Origin of the sequence: Streptosporangium sp. NPDC049376 (genome assembly GCF_044466505.1) — a bacterium.
Lineage (GTDB): Bacteria > Actinomycetota > Actinomycetes > Streptosporangiales > Streptosporangiaceae > Streptosporangium.
In genome coordinates, this window is record NZ_JBITMT010000016.1 from 137,498 (window position 1) to 162,881 (window position 25,384).

At 70.4% G+C, this 25,384-nt stretch carries 24 protein-coding genes; 20 read left to right on the forward strand and 4 right to left on the reverse strand.

Going from position 1 to position 25,384, the window contains the following annotated elements; translation table 11 throughout:
- Positions 1 to 153 precede the first annotated feature (153 nt).
- The gene (gene mltG / locus ACIBVQ_RS31240) at positions 154 to 1,290 is read left to right on the forward strand and encodes an endolytic transglycosylase MltG (protein ID WP_362911415.1); all 1,137 of its coding nucleotides are present in this window, start codon (positions 154 to 156) and stop codon (positions 1,288 to 1,290) included.
- The gene (locus ACIBVQ_RS31245; protein WP_399181806.1) at positions 1,287 to 2,114 is read left to right on the forward strand and encodes a shikimate dehydrogenase; all 828 of its coding nucleotides are present in this window, start codon (positions 1,287 to 1,289) and stop codon (positions 2,112 to 2,114) included. The genes mltG and ACIBVQ_RS31245 overlap by 4 nt, the downstream gene beginning before the upstream one ends.
- On the opposite strand, the gene ACIBVQ_RS31250 is transcribed toward ACIBVQ_RS31245, so the two are convergent.
- Complete coding sequence (locus ACIBVQ_RS31250) at positions 2,089 to 3,021, reverse strand: hypothetical protein (protein ID WP_399181809.1); 933 nt, start codon at positions 3,019 to 3,021, stop codon at positions 2,089 to 2,091. The genes ACIBVQ_RS31245 and ACIBVQ_RS31250 overlap by 26 nt on opposite strands.
- Positions 3,018 to 3,365, reverse strand: coding sequence for a helix-turn-helix transcriptional regulator (locus ACIBVQ_RS31255; protein WP_352011705.1), 348 nt, complete (start codon positions 3,363 to 3,365; stop codon positions 3,018 to 3,020). The genes ACIBVQ_RS31250 and ACIBVQ_RS31255 overlap by 4 nt, the downstream gene beginning before the upstream one ends.
- Positions 3,366 to 3,730: 365 nt before the next feature.
- On the opposite strand from ACIBVQ_RS31255, the gene infC reads away from it, so the two are divergent.
- The 8 genes from infC to ACIBVQ_RS31295 all read left to right on the forward strand — a co-directional run bounded on the left by infC (position 3,731) and on the right by ACIBVQ_RS31295 (position 11,141).
- Entirely contained in the window at positions 3,731 to 4,342 is a 612-nt protein-coding gene (infC, locus tag ACIBVQ_RS31260; RefSeq protein WP_352011734.1) for a translation initiation factor IF-3, read from the forward strand.
- Positions 4,343 to 4,472: 130 nt separating this feature from the next.
- Positions 4,473 to 4,667: a 50S ribosomal protein L35 gene (gene rpmI, locus ACIBVQ_RS31265; RefSeq protein ID WP_184716514.1), complete on the forward strand. Its 195-nt coding sequence runs from the start codon at positions 4,473 to 4,475 to the stop codon at positions 4,665 to 4,667.
- 24 nt (positions 4,668 to 4,691) lie between these two features.
- A complete protein-coding gene (gene rplT / locus ACIBVQ_RS31270) occupies positions 4,692 to 5,075 on the forward strand; it encodes a 50S ribosomal protein L20 (protein ID WP_012892552.1) in 384 nt (127 codons plus the stop codon).
- A gap of 84 nt (positions 5,076 to 5,159) precedes the next feature.
- The gene (locus tag ACIBVQ_RS31275; protein ID WP_352011706.1) at positions 5,160 to 5,975 is read left to right on the forward strand and encodes an RNA methyltransferase; all 816 of its coding nucleotides are present in this window, start codon (positions 5,160 to 5,162) and stop codon (positions 5,973 to 5,975) included.
- A gap of 77 nt (positions 5,976 to 6,052) precedes the next feature.
- Positions 6,053 to 7,135, forward strand: coding sequence for an ATP-binding protein (locus ACIBVQ_RS31280; protein WP_399181812.1), 1,083 nt, complete (start codon positions 6,053 to 6,055; stop codon positions 7,133 to 7,135).
- A gap of 130 nt (positions 7,136 to 7,265) precedes the next feature.
- On the forward strand, positions 7,266 to 8,306 hold the full coding sequence (gene pheS, locus ACIBVQ_RS31285) for a phenylalanine--tRNA ligase subunit alpha (RefSeq protein WP_352011735.1): 1,041 nt from the start codon (positions 7,266 to 7,268) through the stop codon (positions 8,304 to 8,306).
- Positions 8,306 to 10,822 (forward strand): phenylalanine--tRNA ligase subunit beta, encoded by a 2,517-nt coding sequence (gene pheT, locus ACIBVQ_RS31290; protein ID WP_399181814.1) that lies wholly within the window; start codon positions 8,306 to 8,308, stop codon positions 10,820 to 10,822. The genes pheS and pheT overlap by 1 nt, the downstream gene beginning before the upstream one ends.
- Positions 10,823 to 10,892: 70 nt before the next feature.
- On the forward strand, positions 10,893 to 11,141 hold the full coding sequence (locus tag ACIBVQ_RS31295) for a hypothetical protein (RefSeq protein WP_362911411.1): 249 nt from the start codon (positions 10,893 to 10,895) through the stop codon (positions 11,139 to 11,141).
- On the opposite strand, the gene ACIBVQ_RS31300 is transcribed toward ACIBVQ_RS31295, so the two are convergent.
- Both ACIBVQ_RS31300 and ACIBVQ_RS31305 read right to left on the reverse strand, forming a co-directional pair.
- Positions 11,138 to 12,391, reverse strand: coding sequence for an MFS transporter (locus ACIBVQ_RS31300; RefSeq protein ID WP_399181817.1), 1,254 nt, complete (start codon positions 12,389 to 12,391; stop codon positions 11,138 to 11,140). The two genes, ACIBVQ_RS31295 and ACIBVQ_RS31300, sit on opposite strands and share 4 nt — an antisense overlap.
- A 114-nt stretch (positions 12,392 to 12,505) precedes the next feature.
- Entirely contained in the window at positions 12,506 to 14,167 is a 1,662-nt protein-coding gene (locus ACIBVQ_RS31305; RefSeq protein WP_362911409.1) for a class I adenylate-forming enzyme family protein, read from the reverse strand.
- A 212-nt stretch (positions 14,168 to 14,379) separates the two neighbouring features.
- On the opposite strand from ACIBVQ_RS31305, the gene argC reads away from it, so the two are divergent.
- The 10 genes from argC (at position 14,380) to tyrS (ending at position 24,907) form a co-directional block, all read left to right on the forward strand.
- Positions 14,380 to 15,402, forward strand: a complete 1,023-nt coding sequence (gene argC, locus ACIBVQ_RS31310; RefSeq protein ID WP_399181820.1) for an N-acetyl-gamma-glutamyl-phosphate reductase — start codon at positions 14,380 to 14,382, stop codon at positions 15,400 to 15,402.
- Positions 15,399 to 16,553, forward strand: a complete 1,155-nt coding sequence (gene argJ, locus ACIBVQ_RS31315; protein ID WP_399181822.1) for a bifunctional glutamate N-acetyltransferase/amino-acid acetyltransferase ArgJ — start codon at positions 15,399 to 15,401, stop codon at positions 16,551 to 16,553. Before argC ends, argJ begins: the two co-directional genes overlap by 4 nt.
- The gene (gene argB, locus ACIBVQ_RS31320) at positions 16,550 to 17,503 is read left to right on the forward strand and encodes an acetylglutamate kinase (RefSeq protein ID WP_399181824.1); all 954 of its coding nucleotides are present in this window, start codon (positions 16,550 to 16,552) and stop codon (positions 17,501 to 17,503) included. The genes argJ and argB overlap by 4 nt, the downstream gene beginning before the upstream one ends.
- Before the next feature lie 44 nt (positions 17,504 to 17,547).
- Positions 17,548 to 18,696 (forward strand): acetylornithine transaminase, encoded by a 1,149-nt coding sequence (locus ACIBVQ_RS31325; protein ID WP_386194768.1) that lies wholly within the window; start codon positions 17,548 to 17,550, stop codon positions 18,694 to 18,696.
- Positions 18,689 to 19,657 (forward strand): ornithine carbamoyltransferase, encoded by a 969-nt coding sequence (gene argF / locus ACIBVQ_RS31330; protein WP_352011715.1) that lies wholly within the window; start codon positions 18,689 to 18,691, stop codon positions 19,655 to 19,657. Before ACIBVQ_RS31325 ends, argF begins: the two co-directional genes overlap by 8 nt.
- Before the next feature lie 8 nt (positions 19,658 to 19,665).
- Positions 19,666 to 20,160, forward strand: a complete 495-nt coding sequence (locus ACIBVQ_RS31335) for an arginine repressor (RefSeq protein ID WP_184716701.1) — start codon at positions 19,666 to 19,668, stop codon at positions 20,158 to 20,160.
- Between the two features lie 65 nt (positions 20,161 to 20,225).
- Positions 20,226 to 21,425 (forward strand): argininosuccinate synthase, encoded by a 1,200-nt coding sequence (locus ACIBVQ_RS31340; RefSeq protein WP_352011716.1) that lies wholly within the window; start codon positions 20,226 to 20,228, stop codon positions 21,423 to 21,425.
- Positions 21,426 to 21,465: 40 nt separating this feature from the next.
- On the forward strand, positions 21,466 to 22,884 hold the full coding sequence (gene argH / locus ACIBVQ_RS31345; protein ID WP_352011717.1) for an argininosuccinate lyase: 1,419 nt from the start codon (positions 21,466 to 21,468) through the stop codon (positions 22,882 to 22,884).
- Positions 22,866 to 23,522: a DNA-3-methyladenine glycosylase gene (locus tag ACIBVQ_RS31350; RefSeq protein ID WP_399181828.1), complete on the forward strand. Its 657-nt coding sequence runs from the start codon at positions 22,866 to 22,868 to the stop codon at positions 23,520 to 23,522. The genes argH and ACIBVQ_RS31350 overlap by 19 nt, the downstream gene beginning before the upstream one ends.
- Before the next feature lie 116 nt (positions 23,523 to 23,638).
- A complete protein-coding gene (gene tyrS, locus ACIBVQ_RS31355; RefSeq protein WP_352011719.1) occupies positions 23,639 to 24,907 on the forward strand; it encodes a tyrosine--tRNA ligase in 1,269 nt (422 codons plus the stop codon).
- Positions 24,908 to 25,384: the final 477 nt, after the last annotated feature.

Sequence of the window (25,384 nt, forward strand, 5' to 3'; positions counted from 1 at the left end):
GCCGCGCGCGGCGATCCACTCCGGCGGTCCGAACGAGGGCCAACGGCGGTCCGAGGTGTCCGGTCCGGGGCTCCTCCTCGGTTTGGCGGACCCGCTTGACGCCACGCCGTCCCTGCCGGGAGATTGGCCAGCGCATCTATGAACGGGCTCGATATGGACTTTCTGGTCGGCGCCGAGGACGACGACGGGTCACGGCGTGGCTCTCGCCAGTCTCCAGGACGGCGTGGCCGCCGCAGAAGGCGTCGCCGCAACAGGGGCGGCTTCCTCGCCCCGATGCTCGCGGTCATCGTCCTGATCGGCGGTCTCGGCGCGGCGGGCTTCTACGGTTACACCTGGCTGCGTGAGGTGACGACTCCCCAGGACTACGCCGGTGAGGGCAGCGGCGAGGTCGTCATCGAGATCAAGGACGGTCAGACCGCCTCCGACGTCGCCCAGACCCTGGAGAAGCAGGACGTCGTCAAGAGCGCCAGGACGTTCACCGGGGCCGTCGCCGACGCGGGCAAGAGCGCATCCCTGCAACCGGGTGAGTACCGCATGCGCAAGCGGATGTCCTCGGCGGCGGCCGTCAAGCTGCTCGACCCGTCCCTGCGGCTGCTGGAGCGGGTGACGCTGAAGGAGGGCCTGCGCCTGTCCGACACCCTGGCGACGCTCGCCAAGGAGACCGGCAAGCCGCTCAAGGAGTTCCAGCAGGCCGCGAAGAACGTCAAGGCGCTCGGCCTGCCCGGCTACGCCAAGGGGCGCCTGGAGGGCTACGCCTTCCCCGCCACCTACGACATCACCCCCAAGATGACCGCGGCGGACATCCTCACCGCGATGGTCGACCGTTTCAACCAGACGGCCGACAAGGACGGGCTCGTCTCGGCGGCCAAGAGCCTCGGGCACACCCCGCACGAGATCATGACGATCGCCAGCATCGTCCAGGCCGAGTCGGGCAGCGTCGAGGACATGTCCAAGGTGGCCCGGGTCATCTACAACCGCCTGGACGGCAACCGCAAGCTGGAGATGGACAGCACGGTGATGTACGGGCTGAACAAGTACGGCATCTCCGCCACCAACGCCGACCTGGAGAGCAAGTCGCCCTACAACACCTACAAGCGGCTCGGCCTGCCGCCCGGCCCCATCGCCAACCCGGGTGACCACGCCATCCAGGCGGCGCTCGACCCGGCCAAGGGCGACTGGATCTGGTTCGTCACCACAGACCCCAAGCGCGGCATCACCAAGTTCGCCTCGACGGAGGCCGAGTTCTTCCAGCTGAAGGCGGAGTTCGAGAAGAACAGGAACGGCGGATGACACGGGCGGCGGTCCTGGGCTCGCCCATCGCCCACTCGCTCTCGCCCCACCTGCACCGGGCCGCCTACGAGGCCCTCGGCCTGTACGACTGGCAGTACGAGGCCTTCGAATGCGACGAGGCGGGGCTGCCCGCCCTGCTCGACGGGCTCGGCCCCGGCTGGGCGGGCCTGTCGCTGACGATGCCGCTCAAGCGCGCCGTGCTCCCGCTGCTCGACACGGTCTCCGACCTGGCGGTCGAGGTAGGCGGGGCGAACACCGTGATCTTCTCCGAGGCCGGTCGCCACGGGGAGAACACCGACGTGTACGGCATCGTCCAGGCGCTCACCGAGGCCGGGGTCAAGCCGCCGCACGGCGCCACAGTCCTCGGCGGCGGGGCGACGGCCGCCTCGACACTGGCCGCCCTGCGCGAGCTGGGCCTCTCGCGGGCCAATCTGGTGGTCCGCGACCCGGCCAGGGCGGGCGAGACGGCACAGGTGGCCGAACGGCTCGGCACCGCCCTGTCGGTGCGCACCTTCGACGAGCTGGAGAGCGTCCTGGACGTCGACCTGGTCGTCTCCACCCTGCCCTCCGGCGCCGCGGACGGTTTCGCCGGCCTGCTGGCCGGGGTGCCCGCGCTCTTCGACGTGGTCTACGCGCCGTGGCCGACCCGGCTGGCCTCGGCCGTGGAGGCCGCGGGCGGCACCGTGGTCGGCGGCTTCCCGATGCTGCTGCACCAGGCGGTCCGGCAGGTCGAGATGATGACCGGCCGGACCGACGTCCCGGTCGAGGCGATGCGCGCGGCGGGCAAGGCCGAGATCGTCAGGCGAGCGGCTCCGGGGAGCTGACGGTCCCCGAGCCGTACGGCCGGAAGCCCCTCCTGGCCACGACGAAGGCGGTGACGCCCACCAGGACCTGGACGAGTCCGGGAAGCCACTCGTCGTGCGACATCCCGGACCACGACACGCCGCGGTAGAGCACCAGGAACAGCGGCACCAGGAGGATGACGGCCCGGCGTCCCGCCGGGGTGCGGCTGGCCGCTCCACAGGCCATGCAGACCATCGTCGTCATGGCCAGGGAACCGAGGAAGTACTCGGGGGCGAGGAAGTGCTCCAGAGCCGAGGCGACGTTCATCGTCAGGATCGCCGCGGCGGTCCAGCGCAGCAGCGAACGGCGGCCGACCAGTGCCGCCCCCGCCGTCGGGCTGGGGGCGAACGTCAGCAGAAGCGCGACAGCGAGGTCGGGCAGCGCGTAGAACGCCCTCTCGAAGGGGGTGAACGGATCGATGCCCATGCTGAGCACAGCCGGGATCGTCGTGCTGGCGGCCGTCAAGACCCAGGCCGACGCCGCGGCCGCCCAGCGCGGGCCGCGCAGCGCGAGCCAGACGATCAGCAGGCGCGGCAGCGCGTAGACGGCGGGCGTCAGGGCGTAGAGGAGAGGCTGGGTGCCGTCGACGGTCAACAGTATGGTGCCCCAGGTGCTCATCTCCAGGACCAGCAGGTGGAGCGGGGCGACGATCGCGGCGATGTTCAGCGCGTCACGCCAGGATCCGCCGCTGCCCGGGCCGAAGGCGTGCCGCAGGCGGATCAGCACCCCGCCCTTGACCAGGTCGAGCACGTCACGCGGGTCGGGGAACCGCCACCCCTGCCCGGCTTGCGCCAGCATCACCCCGAGCATCTCCTCCCCGTGCCTGGCCCTGTGCTCGGCCGGGTAGAGGGCCAGCAGCCTGCGGTAACGCTCCTCCAGTGTGCTCACGCCACACCCCCGCCCACGCCGGGGACCAGGGCACGCAGCCGGGTCGAGGCCGCCTCGGCGTGCCTGCGCAGCCGTTCGGCCTCGGTGGCCAGGCGGGTGCCGCCCTCCGCGGTCAACCGGTAGTAGCGCCGTATCCGGCCCTCCACGACCTCCTCGCGGTCGGTGGCGATCAGGTTTTCGGACTGGAGCCGGTCGAGGGCGGCGTACAGGGTTCCCGCCCGCAGGCGCACCCGGCCGCCGGAGATCTCCTGGACGTCGCTGATCACCCCGTAACCGTGCTGGGGTCCCGCGGCCAGGGCCGTGAGGATCAGGAACGTCGGCTCCTGCATCGATCTCTGGTTCATATGGTCTTTATATATCGACCATCGGCATATTGAGAAGGTGGGATCGGGAATGATTCGGCGGGTGTCGGGGGGTGTGATAGAGTAACTACTCGATCGGTCCGGCATGCCTGCTGGACGCGCAAGCGGAGGTTCACCTCCCACCTGGTCGACCGAGAGGTCGGCAGGTCAAGGATCACAGCCGGATGACTCCGGCCGAGCTCGCGGTGTGTGAATCGGCGAGTTCATGTGGCCCCGCATGCGCGACGTGCGGGGCATTCGCGCTTCTCGACCTGGAAACGGCCTGTGTTCCGCGACCCTCCCGGCACGATCGAGTATGTGCAAAGCCGCCTGCAAGGACGGCGGCGGATCGCAACCTAGGAGGCCTCATCAGCGCCGAGCCCCGCATCAACGACCGTATTCGCGTCCCCGAGGTCCGCCTCGTCGGTCCGAACGGCGAACAGGTTGGCATCGTCTCCATCGGCGATGCTCTGAAGCTGGCTCAGGAAGCCGATCTCGACCTCGTCGAGGTCGCGGCTACGGCTCGCCCGCCCGTGTGCAAGCTCATGGACTACGGCAAGTTCAAGTACGAGTCCGCGATGAAGGCACGCGAGGCGCGGCGTAACCAGGCGTACACGATCATCAAGGAGATCAAACTCCGCCCGAAGATCGACCCGCACGACTACGAGACCAAGAAGGGTCACGTGGTGCGGTTCCTCAAGGCGGGGGACAAGGTCAAGGTAACGATCATGTTCCGCGGCCGGGAGCAGTCCCGGCCCGAGCTGGGCTTCCGGCTCCTGCAGCGGCTGGCCGAGGACGTCACGGAGCTCGGCTTCGTCGAGTCCCAGCCCAAGCAGGATGGCCGTAACATGATCATGGTTATCGGGCCGCACAAGAAGAAGGCCGAGGCCAAGGCCGAGAAGGCGGCGGCCAAGGCGCGGCGTGACGACGATGCCGCGGACGGGTCTCAGGACGAGCAGGTGCCCGCTCCGCAGGAGTGACTCGCATAGCCTGAACCGTCAGGCAGTCGCGAGATGAAGCCGAGGCCGGGTCCGGTCTCACAGTCAGGCATGCCCTTGACTCGGGTTACCGGCCCGGGACATCGGCACGATCGAGGGAGAGACGGCTGAGATGCCGAAGATGAAGACGCACAGCGGTGCGAAGAAGCGGTTCCGGCTCACCGGCTCAGGCAAGATCAAGCGCCGCCGCGCCAACCGCGCCCACTACAACGAGTGGAAGTCCTCCAAGCTGACGCGTCGTCTCAAGCCCGAGGTCGTGCTCTCTGACGCCGACGCCAAGAAGATCAAGAAGCTGCTCGCTAAGTAACGGCCCCCGGGGAGATAGATACAAATGGCACGCGTGAAGCGGGCGATCAACGCCAAGAAGAAGCGCAAGGTCGTTCTTGAGCGGGCGAAGGGCTACCGGGGGCAGCGCTCCAGGCTGTACCGCAAGGCCAAGGAGCAGATGCTCCACTCGATGACCTACGCCTACCGCGACCGCAAGGACCGCAAGGGCACCTTCCGCCGTCTGTGGATTCAGCGCATCAACGCCGCTGCCCGTCAGAACGGCATCACCTACAACCGCCTCATCCAGGGGCTGCGTCTGGCCTCCATCGAGGTCGACCGCAAGATCCTCGCTGACCTCGCGGTCAACGACGCCGCCACGTTCGCGACCCTGGTCGAAGCCGCCAAGAAGGCGCTTCCGGCCGACGTGAACGCGCCGGTCGCCGGCTGAATCCGGCGCCGACGAACGCGCTGAAGAACACGCGGCCCACAGCGATCACGCTGTGGGCCGCATTCGCATTCCTGGGGAACGGACATGGCGGGATCTGAGCTGACCAACATCAAGTCGCCGCGGGTCAAGGCGGCCAGGCGGCTGACCAAACGAGCCTTCAGGGACCGGGACCGGTCCTTCCTGGCGGAGGGGCCGCAGGCGGTTCGTGAGGCGCTGGCGCTCGACGGCGTCGTGACCGAGCTGTTCACCACCGTCGAGGCCGAGGCGCGCCACGCCGACCTCGTCGCCGCCGCCGTCTCCGCGGGGGTGCCCGTGCACCGGGCCAGCGGTGAGGTGATGGCCGAACTGGCCCAGACCGTCACCCCGCAGGGCCTCCTGGCGGTGTGCCGGTTCGTGCACGTTCCCCTGGAGAGCGCGGTCACCGACCAGGCGAGGCTCGTCGCCGTGCTCGCCCACGTCCGCGACCCGGGCAACGCCGGGACCGTGCTGCGCACCGCGGACGCCGCGGGGGCCGACGCGGTGGTCTTCACCGACGCCTCCGTCGACCCCTACAACGGCAAGTGCGTTCGGGCCAGCGCCGGGAGCCTCTTCCACCTGCCCGTCGTCACCGGTGCCCCGGTGGCACAGGCCGTGGACAGGCTCAAAGGGGCGGGCCTGCGGGTGTTCGCCGCCGACGGCGCGGGAACGCGGACGCTCGACGACGTCGACCTCTCGGGGCCCGCGGCCTGGATCTTCGGCAACGAGGCCTGGGGGCTGCCCAAGGAGATCCTCGACCTTGCCGACGAGGTGGTCAGGGTGCCGATCTACGGCGGGGCGGAGAGCCTCAACCTCGCGACGGCCGCCGCGGTGTGTCTGTATGCCTCTGCCCGGTCTCAACGTGTACGTCCCCTGAGCGGGTGAGGCCCCCCGTCCCGAGGCTGCCGGAGGACACGCGAAACCCGCTATTGTCGGCGTTGTAGCGTCGAGGAGGCGGGGTCGTGCACGGCGAACACACCGACGAGCGGAGCGCTGATTCCGCCTGTGTGATCGACGTCGACGACCTTCCCGACGGCCTCGTCGTGACCGATCGGGACGGCCACGTGCTGAGCGTCAACCGGGCCGCGACCCGGCTGACCGGGATCGGCTGGGAACAGGCCGTCGGACGTCACGTGCGGGACGTGTTCTCCTTCCGCGATCACGACGGGCGCGACTGGTGGAAGTGGCTCGACACCTACGGCGGCCTGCCGACCCGCACCCGCCAGCCCGAGCTGCCGCTGCGCACTCCCGGCGGTCAGGAGATGCTCGTCGCGGCCCGGCTGGTGCGCAGGCCGGAGCGGGGTGGCGAGATCGCCCGTGTGGTGATCACGATGCGTGACGCGGGCGCGCGGGCCAGGCTCGAACGCAGCCGCGCGGACCTGGTCTCGACCGTCGCCCACGAGCTGCGCTCCCCGCTGACCAGCGTCAAGGGGTTCACCGCGACCCTGCTCGCCAAATGGACCCGCTTCACCGACGACCAGAAGCTGGTCATGCTGGAGACGGTCAACGCCGACGCCGACCGGGTGACCCGGCTGATCACCGAGCTGCTCGACGTGTCCCGCATCGAGTCGGGGCGCCTTGAGATCCATCGTCAGGTGGTCGACGTCCCGGCGAGGGTCCAGAAGATCATCGATGGGCGGGTCGCAGCGGGGGAGCCCGAGGGGCGCTTCCTGCTCCGGGTGCTGGGCGAACTTCCCGAGACCTGGCTCGATCAGGACAAAATCGACCAGGTGCTGGCCAACCTGATGGAAAACGCCGTGCGCCACGGGCGCGGTACGGTGACAATAGTCGTCGAACCGAACCAATGGGGAGTGACCGTGTCCGTCCGTGACCAGGGAGAGGGCATTCCGCCCGAGCTGGCCACGCGCGTGTTCCGGCAGTTCTGGCGGGGCAACGCCCGCCGCCGCGGTGGCACCGGCCTCGGTCTCTTCATCGTCAAGGGTCTCATCGAGGCCCACGGCGGCACCATCTCCGTGCAGCGGGGGCCCGAGGGCGGGGCCGAGTTTCGATTTATGGTGCCCACCGGCACCCCTGACTTCGCCTGAGCGCGGATGCCAGCCCGGTGGGCTTCCCCGACTAGACTCATGGCCGCTCAAGCCCTGGATTCGGAGCTTTCTCTTGTCTAACTACGACCCGGTCGAGGTGACCCCGCTGCACGCCGACGAGGTGGCGCGCATGCAGGCGGAGGCGCTCGACGCCGTCAAGGCGGCGCGCGACCTCGACGAACTCAAGCAGGTACGGCTCGCGCACGCCGGCGACCGCTCGCCGATCGCCCTGGCCAACCGCGAGATCGGCGCGCTTCCGCCCGCGGCCCGGGCAGAGGCGGGCAAACGCATCGGCGGCGCGCGCAAGGCCGTCGCGGACGCCTTCGCCGAGCGTCAGGCACAGCTGGAGGCCGAGCGCGACGAGCGGGTCCTCGTTGAGGAGACCGTCGACGTCACACTGCCCTGGGACCGTACGGCCCGCGGCGCCCGCCACCCGCTGACCACCCTGCAGGAGCGCATCGCGGACGCCTTCGTCGGCATGGGCTACGAGGTCGCCGAGGGGCCGGAGCTGGAAGGCGAGTGGTTCAACTTCGACGCGCTGAACATCTCGCCCGACCACCCGGCGCGCTCCGAGCACGACACCTTCTTCGTCGAGTCCGTCGACTCGGGCAAGGTGCTGCGCACCCAGACCTCCCCGGTGCAGGTCCGGGCGCTGCTGAGCCGTCCGCTGCCGGTCTACGTGATCTCGCCGGGCAAGGTGTTCCGCACCGACGAGCTCGACGCCACCCACACGCCGGTCTTCCACCAGGTCGAGGGACTGGCCGTCGACGAGGGCCTGACCATGGCCCACCTCAAGGGCACCCTGGACAGGTTCGCCGAGCTCATGTTCGGGGAGGGCATCACCACCAGGTTCAGGCCGAACTACTTCCCGTTCACCGAGCCCTCGGCGGAGATGGACCTGCGGTGCTTCGTGTGCCGGGGCGCCTCCGCGGTGCCGGGCAACCCGCACTGCCGTACGTGCAAGTCGGAGGGCTGGATCGAGTGGGGCGGCTGCGGGATGGTCAACCCGCGGGTGCTGATCGCCTGCGGCGTCGACCCGTCCCGCTACAGCGGGTTCGCCTTCGGTATGGGCATCGAGCGCACGCTGATGTTCCGCCACAACGTCGAGGACATGCGTGACATGGTCGAGGGAGACGTGCGTTTCACGCTTCCGTTCGGAATGGAGGTCTGATGAAGGTCCCGCTTTCATGGCTGCGGGAGTACGTCGATCTCCCCGCAGTGACCGCGCACGAGGTGGCCGACAGGCTCACCGCCGCCGGTCTCAAGCTGGAGGCCGTCACCTCCTACGGTCATGACGTCAAGAGCGTCGTGGTCGGCGAGGTGCTCGCCATCGAGGAGCTGCAGGGCTTCAAGAAGCCGATCCGGCACTGCCAGGTCGAGGTCGGTGAGGCCGCCCCGCGGGAGATCGTGTGCGGCGCGACCAACTTCGTCGTCGGCGACCGGGTGCCGGTCGTGCTGCCCGGCGGCGTGCTGCCCGGCGGTTTCGAGGTCGGCGCGCGCAAGACCTACGGACGCATGTCCGAGGGCATGATCTGCTCGGAGCGCGAGCTCGGGCTGAGCGACGAGCACAACGGCATCATGGTGCTGCCGGAGGGCACGCCCATCGGCGCGGACGTGGCCGAACTCCTCGGCCTGCGCGACGACGTGATCGAGCTGGAGATCACCCCGGACATCGGCTACGCGCTGTCGATCCGCGGCGTGGCCAGGGAGGTGGCCACCGCCTTCGGGGTGGCCTTCCTCGACCCCGCCGACGTCTCCCCGCCCGCCGAGGCGGCCCCGTCCTACCCGGCCTCGATCGCCGACGCGAGCGCGTGCGACCGTTTCGTGCTGCGGGAGGTCCAGGGCTTCGACCCGGCGGCGCCGAGCCCGCTGTGGATGCGCACGCGCCTGTCGCGCGCGGGCATGCGGCCGGTCTCGCTGGCCGTCGACGTCACCAACTACGTGATGCTGGAGCTTGGCCAGCCCCTGCACGCCTTCGACGCGACCCGGCTTGACGGTGAGATCGTCGTGCGCCGCGCCGAGCCCGGCGAGAAGCTGGAGACCCTCGACCACGCCGTGCGCACGCTCGACCCCGGTGACATCCTCATCACCGACGCCTCGGGTGCCATCTCGATGGCGGGCACCATGGGCGGCCTGAACACCGAGATCTCCGACACCTCGACCGACATCGTGATCGAGGCCGCGCACTTCTCCGCCAGCGGCATCGCGCGGATGTCCCGCCGCCACAACCTGGTCAGCGAGGCGTCCAAGCGCTTCGAGCGGGGTGTGGACCGGGAGCTTCCGCTCTACGCCTCTTGGCGTGCGGTCAGCCTGCTGGCCGAACTGGGTGGCGGCGTGGTCCAGCCCGGGGTGACCCACGCGGCGATCGAGATCGAGCCCGTCCAGATCTCCATCCCGAGCGGCTACCCCGGCCGGGTCGCGGGCGTCGTCTACGACCGCGAGACGGTGGTCCGGAACCTGGAGCAGGTCGGCTGCACGGTCGTGGAAGGCTCGGTCGAGCCCGGGGACGAACTGGCCGCCAAGCTGGCCGTGGTCGGCGACGACATGCTGACCGTCACCCCGCCCTCGTGGCGGCCCGACCTGATCGACCCCAACGACCTCGCCGAGGAGGTCATCCGGCTTGAGGGCTACGACAGGCTGCCCTCGATCCTGCCGGGTGCTCCGGCGGGCGCGGGCCTGACCCCGGGACAGCGGCTGCGCCGCCGTACGGGAAGGGCGCTGGCGGCCTCCGGCTACGTCGAGATCCTGGCCTACCCGTTCTTCGGGGAGCGCGACCTCGACAACCTGCAGCTGCCCGCCGGTGACGCCCGTCGCCTGGCCGTACGGCTGGCCAACCCGCTCAGCGAGGACGAGCCGCTGCTGCGCACCACGCTGCTGCCCGGCCTGCTCAAGACGCTGGTCCGCAACGTGGGCAGGGGCTTCGGCGACGTGGCGCTGTTCGAGACGGGCCTGGTCTACCGGCCCGCCGAGGACGCGCCCGCGACCGCGCCGGTCCTCGGCGTGGACCGCAGGCCCGAGGCGGAGGAGCTCGCCTCGATCGAGGCGGCGCTACCCGCCCAGCCGCTGAGGGCCGGAGTGGTGCTCGCGGGCGAGTTCGAGCGCTCCGGCTGGTGGGGCAAGGGCCGACAGGCAGGCTGGGCCGACGCCGTCGAGGCCGCCCGCGTGGTGGCCCGCGAGGCGGGGGTCGTCCTCGACGTCCGCGCCGACCGGCACGAGCCCTGGCACCCGGGCCGCTGCGCCGCGCTGTACGTCGGGGACGTCCTCGTCGGCCACGCCGGTGAGCTGCACCCGCGCGTCATCGAGGCCTACGGCCTGCCGCCGCGCACCAGCGCGATGGAGCTGGAGCTGACCCACCTCGAAGGGCTGATGCCGGGCCCGGTGCAGGTCTCCTCCATCTCCGCCTACCCGATCGCCACCCAGGACGTCGCGCTCGTCGTCGACGCCGCGACGCCGGTTGCCGAGGTCGAGGCGGCGCTGCGCGAGGGGGCGGGCGAACTGCTGGAGTCGATCCGGCTGTTCGACGTCTACACCGGCGCCCAGATCGGTGGGGGGAACAAGTCACTGGCCTACTCCCTGTGGTTCAGGGCGGCCGACCGGACGCTCACCGTCGAGGAGACCACCGCGGCCCGCGACGCCGCGGTTGCCCTGGCGGGTGAGCGGACCGGAGCGCAGCTGCGCGGGGTCTGATCGGATTCGGTACGGCCCCGGCCACCACGGACGACCCGTGGCGGCCGGGGCCTTCGCCTGTGGGGGATGAATGAGACATCTGCTGGTGTTCGCCGAACGTACGGAGGCCGAGGAGGTCGCGGACCTGGTGGGAGAGGAGTTCCCCCAGGTGGAGACGCCCTCGGTGGTGCGGGAGACCCTCGCGGGGGAGGACGACGCCGAGGACGCCCAGTGGCTCGTGGTCGTCGAGGACCCCGGCGGCGCGCTGCCCGCCGAGGCCGTGACCCGGCTTGAGGAACTCGCCGAGGAGCACGACGGCTGGCGCGAGCAGGACCTCTAGGCCTCGGCGACGGCCGTACGGCGGGCACGCTCCCGTACGGCGTGCTCGTCGGTACGGGCGTCGTAGCGCCCGAAGCCGGGCAGCAGCGCCGCCATCGCCGCGACCGCGCCGACGCACAGCAGCCCGCCGACGCCCATGGAGAAGCGGGTGCCGCCGAGCTGGGCCATCATGCCCGCTCGCGCGTTGCCCAGCATCGGGCCACTGGTGTAGGAGAGCAGTTCGATCCCGGCCAGACGGCCCCGAAGCTCGTCGGGGATGGTCTGGTTCCAGATGGTCGAGCGGAAGATGCCGCTGATCATGTCGGCCGCCCCGGCCAGCGCCAGGAAGGCGAACACGCCCCAGACGGTCGGCATGACGGACGCCGCCGCGACCGCGACCCCCCAGACGGCCGCCGCGACGATGACACCCAGGCCGTGCCGGTGGATCCGGGCCGTCCAGCCGGAGGTGGCCGAGGCGACCAGCGATCCGACGGCGGTGGCGGAGAAGAGCAGGCCGATCGCCTGCGGGGAACCGAGCTCGTCGGCCAGGAAGGGGTACAACGCGGCGCACGAGGCGAAGACCATCGCCGCGATGTCCACCAGATAGGTGCCCATCAGGTCGGGACGTCGCACGGCGTAGCGGACCCCCTCGACGAGCGCTGCGATCGAGGCGGGGGGAGCGTCCTTCGACTGCGCGGGCATCCTGACCATCCAGAGCAGGGCCATGGAGATCAGGAAGGTGGCCACGTCGACGCCGTAGGCCGCCGCGACGCCGAACACGGCGGCGATCAGGCCGCTGAGCGCGGGGCCGACGATGGCACCGAGGGTCCAGCGGAAGCCGGACAGCGCGGCGGCGGCGCCGACCTGGTCGTGCCGGACGACCCGGGGGAGCAGCGCCTCCAGGCTGGGCCGCTGCAGGCTGCCCAGTCCCGCGCTGAGCGCCCCGACCACGTACAGGACCCAGATCTGCGGCCTGGGCAGCAGGGCGTTGACCGTCAGGGCGACCGTCGTGAGGCAGAGCCCGGCCTCGGTGTAGAGAATGATCTTGCGCCGGTCGAGCGCGTCCGCGATCGTGCCGCCCCAGAGCCCGCACAGCACCATCGGCACGAACTCGGCCGCGCTGACCAGGCCGACCGCCACATAGGAGTCGGTGAGCTGCTTCATCTGCAGCGGCAGCGCGACCAGGGTGAGGAAGGTGCCGAACATCGTGATGGCCCCGGAGGCGAACAGCAGCCGGAAGTCACGTGAGTCGCGGAGCGGCCCAAGGTCCATTCCGACTCTACGCAGCAGCCCCCCGAGGGAGCGATCAGATTTCTCCGGCACAAGGAGACAGTTTTTGGTATCGCTCCGCATCGGGGCAAACGGTTTTCCGCCCCCGGCGGCAGGTCAGGCGCCGAGGACCTCCCGGCGCAGGACCGTCTTGAGGATCTTGCCGCCGGGGTTGCGGGGCAGCTCGCTCTCGCGGATCCAGAACCGGACGGGGACCTTGAAGGGGGCGATCCGCTCGCGGAGGAAGGCCCGCAGCTCCTCGTCCCCCACGGGGGAGGCGAGCCGTACGATCGCGCCGACCTCCTCGCCGAGCTCCTCGTGCGGGATGCCGATCACTGCGGCGTCCTCGACCGCCGGATGCTCGAAGAGCGCGGCCTCGACCTCGGCGCAGTAGACGTTCTCCCCGCCCCGGATGACCATGTCCTTGGCCCGGTCGACGATGTAGACGAAGCCCTCCTCGTCGACCCTGGCCAGGTCTCCGGTGCGCAGCCAGCCGTCCGCGAAGGCCTCCGCGGTCTCCTCCGGCCGGTTCCAGTAGCCGAGGATCACGTTGGGGCCGCGCAGGCGCAGTTCGCCGACCTCGCCGACCGGCAGCTCCTCACCGCCCTGGCCGGTGACGCGCACGTCGACCACCGGCACGGGAAGGCCGACGCTGTCGGGTCTGGCGAGATAGTCCGGGCCGCCGTTGCCGATGGCCAGCGCGGTCGTCTCGGTCATGCCGTACCCGTTGGTCGGGGAGCGGCTGGGCAGCAGTTCGGTGAGCCGTTCGAGCAGCCTCGGCGGGGCGGGGGCGCCGCCGTACCCGAGGGAGGTGAGGCTTGAGACGTCGGCCTCGGCCAGGCCGGGGTGGGACAACAGCTGCCAGATGTTGGTCGGCACGCCGCTGAGGTTGGTGACTCGCTCCCGTTCGATGAGTTCGAGCGCGCGTCCCGCGTCCCACCTGCGCATCAGCACCAGGCCGTCGCCGCCGAACATCGTGGTGGTCATCACCGCGAAGCAGCCGGTGGCGTGGAAGAGGGGGACGGTCAGGAGGGTGACGCGGCGCCTCCCCGCCTTGCGCGCGGGGTCCCTGCCCGCCCTGACCGCGCTGCGCGTCGTGCCGTAGGCCACCGTCAGCGGGGACTGGCCCAGGTTGCGATGGCTGCCGAGTGCGCCCTTCGGGCGGCCGGTCGTGCCGGAGGTGTACAGGATGGTCGCGGGATCCTGCGGGGAGAGGTCGACCGGCGGCGGCGTCACGTCCGGCTCGACGGCGCCCAGCACCTCGGCGAAGGAACGGGCGCCCGCGGGCACCTCGCCGCGCGCCACGATCAGCGGGCACCCGGCCCCGGCGAGCGCCGCGGCGCGCTCGCCGTCGGCGATCAGCACCCGCGCCCCCGAGTCGGACAGGCCGAACTCCAGCTCCTTGGCGCTCCACCACGCGTTGAGCGGTACGGCGACCGCCCCGGCGGCCAGCACCGCGGAGAAGGCGATCACCCATTCCGGGTAGTTGCGCATGGCGATGGCCACCCGGTCGCCCTTGGCCACGCCGTACTCCCCGGCCAGACGCCTGGCCAGCGTCGCGGCGCGCAGGTAGTGCTCCTCGTAGGTGACGCGCTCGTCCTCGTAGACGAGGAAGACCTTGGGGCCGTGGCGCCTGCTGGCCTCAAGCAGTGTCCGGAAGTGGACAGGGGCGTGTTTCCACGTTCTCACCGGGCCACAGGAACCCGGGACCTCCTCCATCTCGAAGAGCTGCCCCGGGGCGGTGAGCCGAGCCAGGACCTGGTCGTGAGGGACGGCCATGCGTTCGTACTCCCCGGAGATGAAGGGGCGGGAGACATCACGATACCGGGCGGGGCAGGGGCGGGCCCCGCATGATCACATGCATGTTTTGTGATGTTTTGTGGATGGAAGAGTAGATTGTCTGATGCTTGCATGACGTTCCCCCGGCGTGCATAATCTTTCTAGTAAGTTCATGAGCAATCGTGCATGAATATGCAGTGTTTGGGGGGCGGATGAAAGCGGCCATCGCGGGTGCCAGCGGTTACGCCGGAGGCGAGATCCTGCGCCTGCTGCTGTCACACCCGGAGATTGAGATCGGCGCGGTGACCGCCGGGTCGAACGCGGGCACCCTCCTGGGCGCCCACCAGCCCCACCTGGCCCCGCTCGCCGATCGCGCACTCCTGGAGACGACCGCCGAGACCCTCGGCGGCCACGACCTGGTCTTCCTCGCGCTGCCGCACGGCCAGTCGGCCGCGGTCGCCGAGCAACTCGGCCAGGACACGCTGGTCGTCGACTGCGGCGCCGACTTCCGCCTCACCGACCCCGCCGCCTGGGAGCACTTCTACGGCGGCGCCCACGCGGGCTCCTGGCCGTACGGCCTGCCCGAGCTGCCCGGACGGCGCGAGGAACTCCGCGCCACCCGCAGGATCGCCGTCCCCGGCTGCTACCCGACCGCCGTCACGCTGGCCATGTTCCCCGCCTTCGCCGCGGGTCTCGTCGAGCCCGACGTGGTCGTGGTCGCCGCGAGCGGCACGAGCGGGGCGGGCAAGTCCCTCAAGCCGAACCTGCTGGGCAGCGAGGTCATGGGTTCGGTCGGCGCCTACGGTGTGGGCGGCGTCCACCGGCACACCCCCGAGATGGAGCAGAACCTCTCCCCGCTGGCCGGAGCCCCGGTGAAGGTCTCCTTCACCCCGCTGCTCGCTCCCATGAGCCGCGGCATCCTCGCCACCTGCACGGCGCCCGCCAAACCCGGCGTCACCGCCGCCCTGCTCCGCGAGGCCTACCAGGCCGCGACGAAGGACGAGCCGTTCCTGCGGCTGCTGCCCGAGGGCCAGTGGCCCACGACCTCGATGACCCTCGGCGCCAACACCGCCGCCCTCCAGGTCACCCTGGACGAGCGCGCCGGCCGCGTCGTCGCCGTCGTCGCCATCGACAACCTCACCAAGGGCACCGCGGGGGGCGCGATCCAGAGCGCCAACCTCGCACTCGGCCTGTCAGAAGAACTCGGCCTTCCTCTCAACGGAGTCGCCCCATGAGCGTGACCGCCCCCCTCGGATTCAGGGCAGCCGGCATCGCCGCAGGCATCAAGTCCGGTGACGCCCGCGACCTGGCACTGGTCGTCAACGACGGCCCGTCACGTGCCGCGGCCGGTGTCTTCACGAGCAACCGCGTCAAGGCCGCACCGGTCGTGTGGTCCCAGCAGGTGCTGGCCGGGGGCCGGGTCAGGGCCGTCGTGCTCAACTCGGGCGGCGCGAACGCCTGCACCGGCAGCGCGGGCTTCCAGGACACCCACGCGACCGCCGAGCGCGTCGCCGAGGAGCTCCAGGACTCCGCGGGCGAGATCGCGGTCTGCTCGACCGGCCTGATCGGCGAACGGCTGCCGATGGACGCCCTGCTCGGCGGGATCGGCATCGCGGTCTCCCAGGCCAGCAGGGACGGCGGCCTGGCCGCCGCCGACGCCATCCGCACCACGGACACCGTCTCCAAGATCTCCTTCCGCAAGGGCGAGGGCGGCTACATGGTCGGCGGCATGGCCAAGGGCGCGGGCATGCTCGCCCCCGGCCTGGCCACCATGCTCTGCGTGATCACCACCGACGCCGACGTGCCCGCCGAGCAGCTCCAGACCGCGCTGCGCGAGGCGACCAGGGTCACCTTCGACCGGCTCGACTCCGACGGCTGCATGTCGACCAACGACACCGTCCTGCTGCTGGCCAGCGGCGCCTCCGGTGTCAGCCCCGACCTCGCCGAGTTCGGGCAGGTCGTCCGCGCCGTCTGCGCCGACCTGGCCCGTCAGCTCCTGGTCGACGCCGAGGGCGCGACCAAGGCGATCGCCATCGAGGTCATCGGCGCCGCCTCCGAGGAGGACGCCGTCGTCGTCGGCCGTGCCGTCTCCCGCTCCAACCTGCTCAAGTGCGCCATCTACGGCGAGGACCCCAACTGGGGCCGGGTGCTGTCCGCCGTCGGCACCACCGACGCCGTCTTCGAGGCCGACCGGCTCAACGTGGCCATCAACGGCGTGTGGATCTGCCGTGGCGGAGCCGCGGGGGACGACCGCTCCAAGGTGGACCTGCGCCCCCGCGACGTGACGATCACCGTCGACCTGTCGGCGGGCCCGCACGCCGCGACGATCCACACCACCGACCTCACCGTGGCCTACGTCCACGAGAACTCGGCCTACTCGTCATGAGCGTCCCCACAAGGACCCAGGCGGCCCTGGCCAAGGCGCACACGCTCATCGAGGCGTTGCCCTGGCTCGCCCGCTTCCAGGGCGCGACCGTCGTCATCAAGTACGGCGGTAACGCGATGACCGAGGAGCACCTGAGGGAGAAGTTCGCCGACGACGTCGTCTTCCTGCGCTACGCCGGTCTCAAGCCGGTGATCGTGCACGGCGGCGGCCCCCAGATCAACGCCCAGCTCGACCGGCTCGGCATCGAGTCGACCTTCACCGCGGGCCTGCGGGTCACCACCCCCGAGGCCATGCAGGTCGTCAGGATGGTCCTGGTCGGCCAGGTCAACCGTGACGTCGTCGGCCTGATCAACCGGCACGGCCCGCTCGCGATCGGCATGTCCGGCGAGGACGCCCACCTGTTCACCGCGGTCCGCAAGCACGCCGTCGTCGACGGCGTCAAGGTCGACATCGGCCAGGTCGGCGACATCGTCGACGTCGAGGCCGGAGCGGTGCGGGCGCTGCTCGACGACGGGCGCATCCCCGTCGTCTCCTCGGTCGCGCGCAGCGAGGACGGCACCGTCTACAACGTCAACGCCGACACCGCGGCGGCCGCCCTGGCCGTGGCGCTCGGCGCCTCCAAGCTGATCGTCCTCACCGACGTCGAAGGCCTCTACCGCGACTGGCGCCCCGACGCGGCCGCCGGGGAGAACGAGGTCATCAGGCGCCTGAAGGCCGCCGAACTCGCCGGGCTCCTGCCCGGCCTGTCCAGCGGCATGGTGCCCAAGATGGAGGCCTGCCTGAGCGCGGTCCGCGGCGGCGTGCCCCAGGCGCACGTGCTCGACGGCAGGGTGCCCCACTCGGTGCTGCTGGAGATCTTCACCGACGAGGGCGTCGGCACCATGGTCCTGCCGGACACGGCCGGGCGGCGGGCGAGCACCACCAACGAGCTGAACGGGAGTGACACGTGAGCAACCAGTCGGAAGCGCTCAGCAGGCGTTTCGAGGCCGCCTTCATGCCCAACTACGGCGTGCCCCCGGTGGTGCTGGCGCGCGGCGAGGGCTCACGGGTCTGGGACGTCGACGGCACCGAGTACCTCGACCTGATCGGCGGCATCGCGGTCAGCTCGCTCGGCCACGCGCATCCCGCGCTCGTCGAGGCCGTCACCCGGCAGGTCGCCACGCTCGCCCACACCAGCAACCTGTTCCTGAACGAGCCCGAGGTGCTGCTCGCCGAACGGCTGATCGGCCTGCTCGGCGCCCCCGCCCGGGTGTTCCTCACCAACTCGGGCACCGAGGCGAACGAGGCCGCCCTCAAACTCGCCATCAAGTACGGCAAGGCCAACGGCCGCCCCTACGTCGTGGCCACGGAGAACGGCTTCCACGGCCGTAGCCTGGGCGCTCTCTCGCTGACCGGCAAGCGCGCCATCCGCGACCAGTTCGGGCCCTTCCCGGCTGATGTCCGCTTCGTCCCCTACGGCGACGCCGACGCGCTGAAGAACGCCGTCACCGACGAGTGCGCCGCGGTCTTCCTCGAACCCACCCAGGGCGAGGCCGGAGTCGTCCCGCCGCCCGACGGCTACCTCAGGGCCGTCAGGGAGATCTGCGACACGACCGGCGCGCTGCTGGTCGCCGACGAGATCCAGTCGGCCATCGGCCGTACCGGACGCTGGTTCGCCCACCAGCACGAAGGCGTCCTGCCCGACGTGCTGACCCTGGCCAAGGGCCTCGGCGGAGGCATGCCGATCGGCGCCTGCGTCGGCCTCGGCGCCGCAGGAACGCTCTTCGCCAAGGGAGATCACGGCTCGACCTTCGGCGGCAACCCCGTCTCGGCCGCCGCGGCGCTGGCCGTACTGGAGACCATCGAGAGCCAGGACCTGCTCGAACACGTCAAGACCGTCGGGACACTGCTGTCCGAGGGAATCGCCGCGGTCGAGCACCCCCTGCTCAAGGGGGTCAGAGGCCGGGGCCTGTGGCTGGCCGTCGTCCTGACCGCCGAGCGCGCGGGCCGATTCCAGGAGGCCGCCCAGCGCGCCGGCTTCCTGGTCAACGCCGTCCAGCCGGACGCCGTACGGCTCGCACCCCCGCTCGTGATCACCGCGGAACAGGTCACCACCTTCGTGACCGCGCTTCCGGTACTTCTCGACGAGGCATCCAGTGACTGAGCAAGGCACCACCGTTTCAGGGACCAGGCACTTCCTGCGTGACGACGACCTCTCGCCCGCCGAGCAGGCGGAGGTGCTCGACCTGGCCACGGCCATGAAGAAGGACCGGTACGGCTACCGCCCCTTCGAGGGCCCGCAGACGGTCGCGGTGCTCTTCGACAAGCCGTCGACCCGCACCAGGATCTCCTTCGCCGTGGGCGTCGGGGAACTGGGCGGCCTGCCCCTCATCCTCGACGCCGGGTCCTCGCAGATGGGCCGGGGCGAGTCCATCGAGGACACCGCCCGGGTCCTGGAACGCCAGACGAGCGCCATCGTGTGGCGCACCTCGGGACAGGAGCGGGTCGAGGCCATGGCCGCGGCCTCCTCCGTGCCGGTGGTCAACGCGCTGACCGACGAGTTCCACCCCTGCCAGATCCTCGCCGACCTGCAGACCGTCAGGGAACACTTCGGCTCCACGGCCGGGCTCACCCTGACCTACCTCGGGGACGGCGCCAACAACATGGCCCACTCCTACCTGCTCGGCGGGGCGCTGGCGGGCATGCACGTGCGGATCGCCGCCCCGGCCGGGTACCGGCCCGACCCGGCGGTCCTGCGCAAGGCGGGCGAGATCGCCGTGGGCACCGGCGGCTCGGTCGCCGTGCTGCCGGACGCCGGGACGGCCGTGGCGGACGCCGACGTCGTCACGACCGACACCTGGGTCTCGATGGGCCAGGACGGCAAGGAGCAGCGGATCGCCGACCTGACGCCCTTCCAGGTCAACGCCGAGCTGATGGACCGGGCCGCCAGAGGCGCGATCGTTCTGCACTGCCTGCCCGCCTACCGGGGGCTTGAGATCTCCGCCGACGTCCTCGACGGCCCGCAGAGCCTGGTGTGGGACCAGGCGGAGAACCGCCTGCACGCCCAGAAGGCCCTGCTGCACTGGCTGGTCTCGCAGTCCGGGAAGGGAGGGCGGACACCGTGACGATTCCCATGACCAAGGTGGCCCGCCAGGCGAGAATCGCCGAGCTCCTGGCGCGGCAGCCGGTCCGCTCCCAGCCTGACCTGGCTAAGCTTCTGCTGGAGAGCGGGGTGGAGGTCACCCAGGCCACTCTCTCCCGCGACCTGGACGAACTCGGCGCGCTCAAGCTGCGGGCCGAGGACGGCTCCCTGGTCTACGCCCTGCCGGGCGAGGGCGGCGGAAGAATCCCGCCGGCCAGGCTCGGCGGCGGTGAGACTCCGGCCGCCCGGCTGAGCCGGATCGCCGAGGAACTCCTCGTCTCGGCGGACGCGTCCGCCAACCTGGTGATCGTGCGCACCCCGCCGGGTGCCGCGCAGTTCCTCGCCTCCGCCATCGACCACGCAGGCTGGAAGTCCATCCTCGGCACGGTGGCCGGAGACGACACGATCCTCGTCATCAGCCGCGACCCGATGGGTGGGGAAGCGGTCGCCGAGGCCCTGCTGAGGCACGCCGACCGACGTATGTAGCCCGCTTCGGCGGGCCATCCCAGCTCAACCAGAAACACCTGCACAAGACTTTGGAGAGACTGATCATGACTGACCGGGTCGTACTCGCCTTCTCAGGCGGCCTCGACACCTCCGTTGCCATCCCGTTCCTCGCGGAGAAGACCGGAGCCGAGGTGATCGCCGTGGCCATCGACGTCGGCCAGGGCGGTGAGGACATGGAGATCATCCGCAAGCGGGCCATCGACTGCGGCGCCGCCGAGTCCGTCGTCGTCGACGCCCGAGAGGAGTTCGCCGCCGACTTCTGCGTGCCCGCCCTGCAGGCCAACGCGCTCTACATGGACCGCTACCCGCTGGTCTCCGCGCTGTCCCGGCCGCTGATCGTCAAGCACCTGGCCACCGCGGCCAAGCAGTTCGGCGGCACCCACGTCGCCCACGGCTGCACCGGCAAGGGCAACGACCAGGTCCGCTTCGAGGCCGGCCTGGCCGCGCTCTTCCCCGAGCTCAAGGTCATCGCCCCCGCCCGTGACTACGCGTGGACCAGGGACAAGGCGATCGCCTACGCCGAGGAGAAGAACCTCCCGATCGAGACCAGCAAGAAGAACCCCTACTCGATCGACCAGAACATCTGGGGCAGGGCCGTGGAGACCGGCTTCCTGGAGGACATCTGGAACGGCCCCATCGAGGACGTCTACTCCTACACCTCCGACCCGGCCCAGCCGCGTGAGGCCGACGAGGTCATCATCAGCTTCGTCAAGGGCGTCCCGGTCGCGCTCGACGGGCGTCACCTGACCCCGTTCCAGATCATCTCCGAGCTGAACCAGCGCGCGGGCGCCCAGGGCGTCGGCAGGCTCGACATGGTCGAGGACCGGCTCGTCGGCATCAAGTCCCGTGAGGTCTACGAGGCGCCGGGCGCCATCGCGCTGATCACCGCGCACATGGAGCTGGAGAACGTCACCGTCGAGCGCGACCTGGCCAGGTTCAAGAGGTCCGTCGACCAGCGCTGGGGCGAGCTCGTCTACGACGGTCTGTGGTTCTCCCCGCTGAAGAAGGCCCTGGACGTCTTCATCGCCGAGGCCCAGGAGCACGTCACCGGCGAGATCCGGATGGTCCTGCACGGCGGCCGGGCCACCGTCACCGGCAGGCGCTCCGAGGCCTCGCTGTACGACTTCAACCTCGCCACCTACGACACCGGCGACACCTTCGACCAGTCCCTGGCCAAGGGCTTCGTCGAGCTGTGGAGCCTTCCTTCCAAGATCGCGGCGGCGCGGGACGCTCGGCTGGCCTGATTGGGCTAAGGTCGCGGATTGAATGGGGAGGAGAACAACGGTGACTGATGGTGGTAAGCCGATGCGGCTGTGGGGCGGCCGGTTCGAGGGAGGGCCGGCCGACGCGCTGACCCGGCTCTCGGTGAGCGTGCACTTCGACTGGCGGCTCGTACCGTACGACCTGCTGGCCTCGCGCGCGCACGCCCGGGTGCTGCAGAGGGCGGGCCTGCTCACCGAGGACGAGCTGGGACGCATGATCGGCGCCCTGGACGACCTTGAGCGGGCCTGCCAGGCCGGAGAGTTCCGGCCGACCGTGGCGGATGAGGACGTCCACACCGCGCTCGAACGCGGTCTGCTGGAGCGCCTCGGCACACTCGGCGGAAAGCTCCGCGCGGGCCGCAGCCGCAACGACCAGATCGCCACCGATCTTCGCCTCTACCTCCGCGACCACGTCAGGCACATCGTGTCCCGGCTGGTCGAGCTGGAGACCGCGCTGATGAGCCAGGCCGAGCAGCACGCCGAGACGGCCGCTCCCGGCATGACCCACCTGCAGCACGCGCAGCCGGTCTCCTTCGGCCACCAGCTCCTGGCCCACGTCCACGCCTTCACCCGCGACATCGAACGGCTGCGCGACTGGGACAGGCGGGCGGCCGTCTCCCCGCTCGGCTCGGGCGCGCTGGCGGGCTCCTCCCTGCCGCTCGACCCGCAGGCGGTGGCCAGGGAGCTGGGCTTCGACTCGGCCGCGCCCAACTCGATGGACGCCGTGGCCGACCGGGACTTCGCGGCGGAGTTCCTGTTCGACGCGGCGATGATCGGCGTGCACCTGTCACGGCTCGGCGAGGAGATCGTCCTGTGGGCCTCGCAGGAGTTCCGCTGGATCGAGATGGACGACGCCTACTCCACCGGCTCGTCGATCATGCCGCAGAAGAAGAACCCCGACGTCGCCGAGCTCGCCAGGGGCAAGAGCGGCCGTCTCGTCGGCAACCTCATGTCGCTGCTGACGACGCTCAAGGGTCTGCCGCTGACCTACAACCGTGACCTGCAGGAGGACAAGGAGCCGGTCTTCGACTCCGTCGACACCCTGCTGCTGGTCCTGCCCGCGATGGCCGGCCTGGTCTCCACCATGCGGGTCAACACCGCCAAGCTGGAGTCCTCGGCCCCCGACGGGTTCGCCCTGGCCACGGACCTGGCCGAGCTGCTGGTGCGCAGGGGCGTCCCCTTCAGGGAGGCGCACGAGGCGGTCGGCCACCTGGTCGTCTGGTGCCAGGTCAACGACAAGGACTTCGACCAGCTCACCGACGAGGAACTGCTCAAGGTCTCCGAGCACTTCACCCCCGACTCCCGGGAGGTGCTCTCGGTGCCGGGCGCGCTCGCGGCCCGCAAGGCCCACGGCGGCACGGCCCCCGACAGGGTGCGCGACCAGCTCCTCGACCTGCGGGAGACCGTCGACGGCCAGGCGGCGTGGGCGAGCGGCAACTGACACCCGGCGAGCGTCCGCTCGCCGGGGACATCCCGCTGACCCGCGACTTCTTCGACAGGCCGGGACCCGAGGTCGCCCCCGACCTTCTGGGCCGTGTGATCACATACGGCCCGGTCGCGGTCCGTCTCACCGAGGTCGAGGCGTACGGCGTGCCGGGTCAGGACCCCGCCTCCCACACCTTCCGCGGCAGGACGACGCGCAACGCGGTGATGTTCGGGCCTCCGGGGCATCTGTACGTCTACTTCACCTACGGCATGCACTTCTGCGCCAACCTGGTCTGCCTGCCTGAGGGAGTCGGCTCGGGTGTGCTGATGCGTGCCGGTGAGGTGGTCGCCGGGATCGAGACCGCGGCGGCTCGAAGATCGGCGGGTGCGAGCCGTACGGTCTCCGGGCGCGACCTCGCCCGCGGGCCCGCGCGCCTGGCGGTCGCGCTCGGGTTCACCCGGGAGCACAACGGGCTCGACGCCTGCCCGCCGGGACCGATCACGGTCCTTGAGGGGAAGCCCGCCGGCCCCGGCCTGATCCGTTCGGGACCGCGTACCGGTGTCTCGACGGGACGGGAGACCCCCTGGCGTTTCTGGATCGACGGCGACCGCACGGTTTCCCCGTACCGGCCGCACGTTCCGCGGCGTAGGTAGGGATTCACCCTGGTCTGACCGGGAACGTGCGTCTATCAAGTGGCGAAGTGGTGCGGAGATCGGGCAGGCTGTAGGCGAAGCCGTACTGACCGTTCGAGCATTGGAAAGCAAAGATCGTGACCGAGATTCTGGATGACCTCGCCTGGCGCGGCCTGATCGCGCAGTCCACCGACATCGACGCCCTGCGGGCTGCGATGGCCGAGGGTCCGATCACGGTCTATTGCGGCTTCGACCCGACCGCGCCCTCCCTGCACGTCGGCAACCTGGTCCCGCTGCTGACCCTCACCCGCCTGCAGCGGGCCGGCCACCGGATCATCGGTCTGGTCGGCGGCGCGACGGGTCTCATCGGAGATCCGAGCGGCCGCAGCACCGAACGCTCGCTCAACTCCTCTGAGATCGTCGCCGAGTGGGTCGCGCGGATCCGGGTCCAGCTGGAGAAGTTCCTCGACTTCTCCGAGGAGGGCGGCGGCACCCTGGTCAGCAACCTCGACTGGACCGAGGGCATGTCCGCGATCGACTTCCTGCGCGACGTCGGCAAACACTTCCCGATCAACCGCATGCTGGCCCGCGAGTCGGTCTCGGCGCGTCTGGGCGGCGACGGGCTCAGCTACACCGAGTTCAGCTACCAGATCCTGCAGGCCAACGACTACCTGGAGCTGAACAGGCGCCACGGCTGCACGCTGCAGATCGGCGGCAGCGACCAGTGGGGCAACATCACCGCGGGAACCGACCTGATCCGCAGGGTGACCGGCGGCCACGTGCACGCGCTGACCGTGCCGCTGATCACGAAGGCCGACGGGACCAAGTTCGGCAAGACGGCCGGCGGCGCGGTGTGGCTCAACCCGGAGATGACCTCGCCGTACGCCTTCTACCAGTTCTGGCTGAACGCCGACGACCGCGACGTCGTGAAGTTCCTTAAGATCTACAGCTTCAAGTCCCGCGAGGAGATCGAGGAGCTGGAGAAGGCGGCGGTGGAACGGCCCGCGGCCCGGGAGGCCCAGCGCGCGCTCGCCACCGAGTTCACCACGCTGGTGCACGGCGCGGACGAGTGCGCCGCCGTGATCGCGGCCTCGGCCGCCCTGTTCGGACAGGGTTCGCTGGAGGAACTGCCCGCGCGGACGCTGGGGGAGGCACTGGCGGAGGTGCCGCGCGCCGAGATCTCCGAGCTGGGAGCCTCCTATGTCGACCTGCTGGCCCAGAGCGGGCTGGTGGAGTCGAAGTCCGCCGCGCGCAGGGCGGTCAAGGAGGGCGGCGCCTACCTCAACAACGTGAAGATCACCGATGAGGCGTACGTGCCCTCGGCCGAGGACCTGCTGCATGGGCGGTTCCTGGTGCTGCGGCGTGGCAAGCGCTCCATCGGAGGCGTCGAACTGCTCGGCGCCTGACCTCTTCCTCCGCTGTACGGCCAAGGCCCCGGTGACGAAACCGGGGCCTTGGCCGTTTAGAACGGTAACGTTTGGGTAGCGAAGGTCACGGGTTCCCGTACGGATCTACGGTGACCTGCGGTTTCTCAGGATGGGCCTGATTTGACGGGCCTTGAGGGCCCGCCTAAAGTTCTCAATGCCCCGGGAGCGAGCCGGACGCCTCAAAGCGCGGACGGGCCCCAGGGGTGAACCCCTCTCAACGAACTTCGGTGTTCGGGCTCTGCACTGGCCTCTGGAAAACAGGGACTTTGACACGGTCTGAATGTCACGGTAAGTTTGGAGGGTTGCTCCGGAGACGGGGTGAGCGAGATCCTAGCGGGTCTGGCGGGTTGGTGTCGAGTGCCTGCGAAGGCAGCGGGTTGACACGGACCGGCCGGAAATGATAGAATGGGAACACGGAAGTTTGTGCCCCTGAAGTGGTCGCACCGGGTGGTGTGG

Coding starts and splice junctions, on each gene's coding strand:
- ACIBVQ_RS31300 (WP_399181817.1), bottom strand. CDS start 12,391: ATGGACCTTGGGCCGCTCCGCGACTCACGTGACTTCCGGCTGCTGTTC.
- ACIBVQ_RS31305 (WP_362911409.1), bottom strand. CDS start 14,167: ATGGCCGTCCCTCACGACCAGGTCCTGGCTCGGCTCACCGCCCCGGGG.
- ACIBVQ_RS31255 (WP_352011705.1), bottom strand. CDS start 3,365: ATGAACCAGAGATCGATGCAGGAGCCGACGTTCCTGATCCTCACGGCC.
- ACIBVQ_RS31340 (WP_352011716.1), top strand. CDS start 20,226: ATGACTGACCGGGTCGTACTCGCCTTCTCAGGCGGCCTCGACACCTCC.
- pheS (WP_352011735.1), top strand. CDS start 7,266: ATGCAGGCGGAGGCGCTCGACGCCGTCAAGGCGGCGCGCGACCTCGAC.
- pheT (WP_399181814.1), top strand. CDS start 8,306: ATGAAGGTCCCGCTTTCATGGCTGCGGGAGTACGTCGATCTCCCCGCA.
- argJ (WP_399181822.1), top strand. CDS start 15,399: ATGAGCGTGACCGCCCCCCTCGGATTCAGGGCAGCCGGCATCGCCGCA.
- rplT (WP_012892552.1), top strand. CDS start 4,692: ATGGCACGCGTGAAGCGGGCGATCAACGCCAAGAAGAAGCGCAAGGTC.
- ACIBVQ_RS31245 (WP_399181806.1), top strand. CDS start 1,287: ATGACACGGGCGGCGGTCCTGGGCTCGCCCATCGCCCACTCGCTCTCG.
- rpmI (WP_184716514.1), top strand. CDS start 4,473: ATGCCGAAGATGAAGACGCACAGCGGTGCGAAGAAGCGGTTCCGGCTC.
- ACIBVQ_RS31335 (WP_184716701.1), top strand. CDS start 19,666: ATGACCAAGGTGGCCCGCCAGGCGAGAATCGCCGAGCTCCTGGCGCGG.
- mltG (WP_362911415.1), top strand. CDS start 154: ATGGACTTTCTGGTCGGCGCCGAGGACGACGACGGGTCACGGCGTGGC.
- argB (WP_399181824.1), top strand. CDS start 16,550: ATGAGCGTCCCCACAAGGACCCAGGCGGCCCTGGCCAAGGCGCACACG.
- argC (WP_399181820.1), top strand. CDS start 14,380: ATGAAAGCGGCCATCGCGGGTGCCAGCGGTTACGCCGGAGGCGAGATC.
- ACIBVQ_RS31325 (WP_386194768.1), top strand. CDS start 17,548: ATGCCCAACTACGGCGTGCCCCCGGTGGTGCTGGCGCGCGGCGAGGGC.
- ACIBVQ_RS31295 (WP_362911411.1), top strand. CDS start 10,893: ATGAGACATCTGCTGGTGTTCGCCGAACGTACGGAGGCCGAGGAGGTC.
- ACIBVQ_RS31275 (WP_352011706.1), top strand. CDS start 5,160: ATGGCGGGATCTGAGCTGACCAACATCAAGTCGCCGCGGGTCAAGGCG.